This is a genomic window from Aquamicrobium sp. YD-1-mutant5, from assembly GCF_059509755.1.
On record NZ_JCAKKP010000039.1, the window covers coordinates 1 to 3910 of the forward strand.

A 3910-nucleotide genomic window follows, 5' to 3' on the forward strand; every position below is an offset into this window, starting at 1 on the left:
CGAGAACCTGTTCGCCAAGCTCAAGGACTGGCGCCGCATCGCCACACGCTACGACCGATGCGCTCACACCTTCTTCTCAGCGATATGCATCGCCGCAGCCGTCATCTTCTGGATCTGACCAATGAGTCCTGAGCCTAGGCAAGCAGATCGGATCGGACGGCGCAACATGGCTGGACCGGCGATTGATCCATGGCGAAACGGCCGACCTTGCGCCGACCGGCTTCGGCCAGCAGGTGCGCGAGGCCATGGACCAGCGCCGCGAGCATCACATCGAACAAAGCGATGCCACCCGAACGCGGAATGGCCGCGTCTTCTACCGGCGCAGTCTTCTCGCCACCCTGCGCGAGCGCGAGGTTGCCCGCGTCGGCACGGAGATGGCGCAGAGGAAAGGGCTGCCGTTTCGCGCCGCTACGGATGGCGAGAACGTCAGCGGCAAGTTCACCGGGGCTGTCCAGCTAACGAGCGGCAAGTTCGCCGTGGTCGAGAAATCCCATGAGTTCACCCTCGTCCCTTGGCGGCCGGTTATCGACCGCCAGCTCGGCTGTGAGGTCATGGGCGTCGTGCGGGGCGGATCGGTGTCGTGGAAGCTCGGGCGGCAAAGGGGGGTGGGACTCTGAGCCTATCAGTCCCATTATTCAATCATTCACTTGAATGATTGAAATAAGTATGCCAATTGTGTGTGCCTGTCGATCAACTCAGTCAGCGGAGAAACCAGTGGCAGAACATACAATCAATGCCGACCCGGACGATGCGGGGGCAGTCGCCGGAAACGAAAACCGCAGAACGACGCTACCTCTTGCCGTCTATCTTCTCGGCCTGAGCCTGTTCGCCATGGGCAGCGCGGAGTTTCTGATGGGAGGCATTCTCCCGAAAATTGCGGAAGACCTGCAAATCACATTGCCGGCCGCAGGCACCTTGATATCCGCTTTCGCAGTCGGTGCTTTGGTCGGAGCGCCACCACTGGCAATCATGACGCTGCATTGGCCAAGACGCGCCACGCTGTTTCTCAGTCAGGCCGCGTTTGTGGCCGCCACGGCATTCAGTCTCATATCGGAGGGATATGCGGGAATCCTGATCGCAAGGTTCGTCATGGGGCTGGCCTATGCCTGTTTCTGGGCAGTGGCGGCATCCACGGCGGTACAACTCGTTGCCCCTGATCGGCGCGCCAGGGCGTTGTCGGTTGTCGTCAGCGGCCTGACCGTCGCCATGGTTTTGGGCGGTCCCGCAGGAACCTTCATCAGCGAATTGACAGGCTGGCGTGGAGGGTTCTGGGCCGTGGTCGCCGCGACCACCGTTGCTGCGATTGCCATCCTGCTGGTTTTGCCCGCAAGGATAGGCGGGAACATGCCGGCACCCGATACGGCGGGCGAACTGAGGGCCATGAAGCGGCCCATTCTGTGGGTGGCCTATGCAACGACGGCCGCGACGACGGCCGCCTATATGGGCACGTTCAGCTATATGGGCGCCTTGCTTCTCAATGTAAGCGGGCTGCCGCTTGGCTGGCTGCCTGCGGTCCTGTCCCTGTTCGGTCTTGGCGCATTCCTTGGGTTGTCGATCGGTGGCCGCACGGCAGACCGACACCCGTTCTCTACGCTTTGCCTGGGCATTGCCGGTCTGATCCTGGTGTCCGCGGCAATCGCATTGTTTGCCTCGCACATGGTCGCCGTCGTTGTGCTGGTTTTTCTTCTCGGCGTCGCGGGGTTCCTGCTGAACCCGGCAGTTTGGGGGCGAGTTTACGTTATCGCGCCCGACGCGCCCACTCTGGCAGGGGCAACAAATTCATCGGCCTTTCAACTTGGCCTGACCGCTGCGCCCCTGCTTGCCGGCCTTCCAATCAGCTACGGCTATAATCTGGCCTCCGTCGGATGGATCGGCGCCGGACTTGGTGTGCTCGCCCTTGTCCTGGCCTTCCTGGACCGGCGGATGAGCCGCGCCTGACGGCTGACGGCGCGGGGATATCGATAGCAAGTCCGGTATCCCCGTCGAAAGATCACCAATCCTTCGTTTACTTCTGCGCTGTCTGCTTCTTATCCTGAGCAAACACGTAGGCGACAAGCGCGTTGGCATGTCCGTGGCCCAGCCCATGCTGGCCCTTCAGCCATGCGACCAGTTCCATGTGTTTGGCTTCAGATCTGCTCCGGATCAGATCAAACCATTCCTCGACAGGTCGACCGTATTTCTTCTCGATGGAGGGGAAGTAAGATGCTGGGCCCTTCACGGGTTCAGCCTGGGACGATTTCTCCTGCATGTTGCGTCTCCTCAGGTCAGGTTCGTGGTGATGGGAGTTATGAGCGGTCTCACCGCACCTCAGCTTTCGACGGCAAGCCCGGCAGCCTTCCAGTCGGGAAAGCCATCCGCAAGTCGGCGAACCCGGAAACCCCGGGCTTCCAACAGGGTCGCCGCCGACGTCGAGAGAACACAGTAAGGCCCTCTACAATAAGCTATGATTTCCTGGCCTGGCGGAAGCTCAGACAATCGTCGCTCCAGTTCTGCGGTCGGGATATTGAGCGCACCGGGCAGGTGCCCGAGCGCATATTCTTCCGCTGAACGCACGTCCAGCAATGTCATCCCGCCTGTGCGGAGGCGATCCAGAAGCTCGTCGCGCGAGATGGAATCATGCCTGCCGCTGGCGTTGGCCGGATCGGCAGCCAGCTCGCGTATCTCGACGCGCATATGCTCGGCATATCCGCGCAATGAGGCCAGCACCGTTTCGACAGGTCCGCTGCCGAGGCGGTAGAGAACCCGTTTGCCGTCGCGGCGCGTCTCTACGAACCCTGCTCGCCGCAAATGTTGAAGATGCTGCGACGTGTTGGCAATTGTCAGCCCGGTAAGTTCGGCCAGTCTTTCGACCGGGCGCTCGCCCTGGGCGATATGTTCCAGCAGCATGAGACGATGCGCGTGGCCGAGCGTACGAGCGATCTCGGCAAGGTCTGTAAACAGCTGCGTATGGGTGTCGGTTTTGGTCATTGACAGATTGCTACCATCAGACAATCATTCAAGCAATGCATTGAATGATTGTCTGATGGCCTCTGTGCCAGCAAGGAAATCCTGCGGATGGGTAGTGAGCTGGTGACCGGCGTCTTTGGAACGATTTTCATCGGAATTGGCGCGACGGCGGTGATGGATGGATGGGCGATCCTGCAGAAGCGGATTTTTGGTGTGCCGTCTCTCGACTATCGGCTGGTCGGGCGATGGATCGGCCATTTCTCCAACGGGCGCTTCAAACATGACAGCATCGCGAAGGCGCATGAGGTGCAAGGTGAAGTCGTGCTTGGTTGGGTAGCGCATTATCTGACAGGCATTTTCTTCGCCGGCCTCCTGATCCTGATCTGGCCCGGATGGCTGCAGCAGCCGACGCTCGGGCCTGCATTGCTGGTCGGCATCGGCAGCATTATCGCCCCGTTTCTCGTCATGCAGCCCTGTCTTGGGGCGGGCATCGCTGCCCGCCGCACGCCACAACCCTGGCACTCGCGATTTCGTAGCCTCGTTGCCCACACTTCCTTTGCGGTAGGACTCTTTGTTTCGGGTGTCTTGTTCGCACAGTGGATAACGGGTTCTGTGTAAATGTGATGAATAGAAATGCGGCGGCGGCATTCAGCACCGATAATTGATCATCAATGGGGGAAGCTGACCTCACTCGGATCGCGCATTCCCTTGGCGTCTCTCATCCAAACGCTCACTGTCGCCGAGTATCTGAACTTCCGCCACGCCGCCAACGCACTCGGCGTGGCACAATCCAGCGTCAGCGCCCGAGTGAAGGCGTTGGAAGAAGCCCTAGGCTCAGGACTCATTGGTCAGATCCAGAAGATGACGGCTGCGGCGATGCATATCGCTGAGAAGAAGGTGTGAGCGCATCGGTCGTAGCGTGTGGCGATGCGGCGCCAGTCCTTGAGCTTGGCGAACAGGTTCT

6 protein-coding genes and 2 pseudogenes are annotated in these 3910 nt (G+C 60.3%); 5 read left to right on the forward strand and 3 right to left on the reverse strand.

All coding sequences use genetic code 11. The features are described from left to right. The 3 genes and pseudogenes from AC5XE7_RS20640 to AC5XE7_RS20650 form a co-directional block, all read left to right on the forward strand. Positions 1 to 118: pseudogene (locus AC5XE7_RS20640) on the forward strand (IS5/IS1182 family transposase); the annotation flags it as partial. A gap of 10 nt (positions 119 to 128) precedes the next feature. After that, the gene (locus AC5XE7_RS20645; RefSeq protein ID WP_495367420.1) at positions 129 to 617 is read left to right on the forward strand and encodes a DUF3363 domain-containing protein; all 489 of its coding nucleotides are present in this window, start codon (positions 129 to 131) and stop codon (positions 615 to 617) included. Positions 618 to 651: 34 nt separating this feature from the next. Then, positions 652 to 1938, forward strand: coding sequence for a Cmx/CmrA family chloramphenicol efflux MFS transporter (locus tag AC5XE7_RS20650; RefSeq protein WP_495367419.1), 1287 nt, complete (start codon positions 652 to 654; stop codon positions 1936 to 1938). A gap of 67 nt (positions 1939 to 2005) precedes the next feature. Here the strand turns inward: AC5XE7_RS20650 and AC5XE7_RS20655 are convergent, their stop codons facing one another. Together AC5XE7_RS20655 and AC5XE7_RS20660 are read right to left on the reverse strand one after the other, a co-directional pair. Next, positions 2006 to 2248: a DUF4287 domain-containing protein gene (locus AC5XE7_RS20655; RefSeq protein ID WP_495367418.1), complete on the reverse strand. Its 243-nt coding sequence runs from the start codon at positions 2246 to 2248 to the stop codon at positions 2006 to 2008. Between the two features lie 59 nt (positions 2249 to 2307). After that, the gene (locus AC5XE7_RS20660) at positions 2308 to 2967 is read right to left on the reverse strand and encodes an ArsR/SmtB family transcription factor (RefSeq protein ID WP_495367417.1); all 660 of its coding nucleotides are present in this window, start codon (positions 2965 to 2967) and stop codon (positions 2308 to 2310) included. Between the two features lie 87 nt (positions 2968 to 3054). On the opposite strand from AC5XE7_RS20660, the gene AC5XE7_RS20665 reads away from it, so the two are divergent. Then, a complete protein-coding gene (locus tag AC5XE7_RS20665; RefSeq protein ID WP_495367416.1) occupies positions 3055 to 3564 on the forward strand; it encodes a DUF2938 domain-containing protein in 510 nt (169 codons plus the stop codon). Between the two features lie 15 nt (positions 3565 to 3579). Next, on the forward strand, positions 3580 to 3849 hold the full coding sequence (locus AC5XE7_RS20670) for a helix-turn-helix domain-containing protein (protein ID WP_495367415.1): 270 nt from the start codon (positions 3580 to 3582) through the stop codon (positions 3847 to 3849). On the opposite strand, the pseudogene AC5XE7_RS20675 reads toward AC5XE7_RS20670, so the two are convergent. Further along, positions 3795 to 3910, reverse strand: a pseudogene (locus AC5XE7_RS20675) (IS5/IS1182 family transposase); the annotation flags it as partial. The gene AC5XE7_RS20670 and the pseudogene AC5XE7_RS20675 sit on opposite strands and share 55 nt — an antisense overlap.

Coding starts and splice junctions, on each gene's coding strand:
- AC5XE7_RS20665 (WP_495367416.1), top strand. CDS start 3,055: ATGGGTAGTGAGCTGGTGACCGGCGTCTTTGGAACGATTTTCATCGGA.
- AC5XE7_RS20650 (WP_495367419.1), top strand. CDS start 652: ATGATTGAAATAAGTATGCCAATTGTGTGTGCCTGTCGATCAACTCAG.
- AC5XE7_RS20655 (WP_495367418.1), bottom strand. CDS start 2,248: ATGCAGGAGAAATCGTCCCAGGCTGAACCCGTGAAGGGCCCAGCATCT.
- AC5XE7_RS20670 (WP_495367415.1), top strand. CDS start 3,580: ATGCGGCGGCGGCATTCAGCACCGATAATTGATCATCAATGGGGGAAG.
- AC5XE7_RS20660 (WP_495367417.1), bottom strand. CDS start 2,967: ATGACCAAAACCGACACCCATACGCAGCTGTTTACAGACCTTGCCGAG.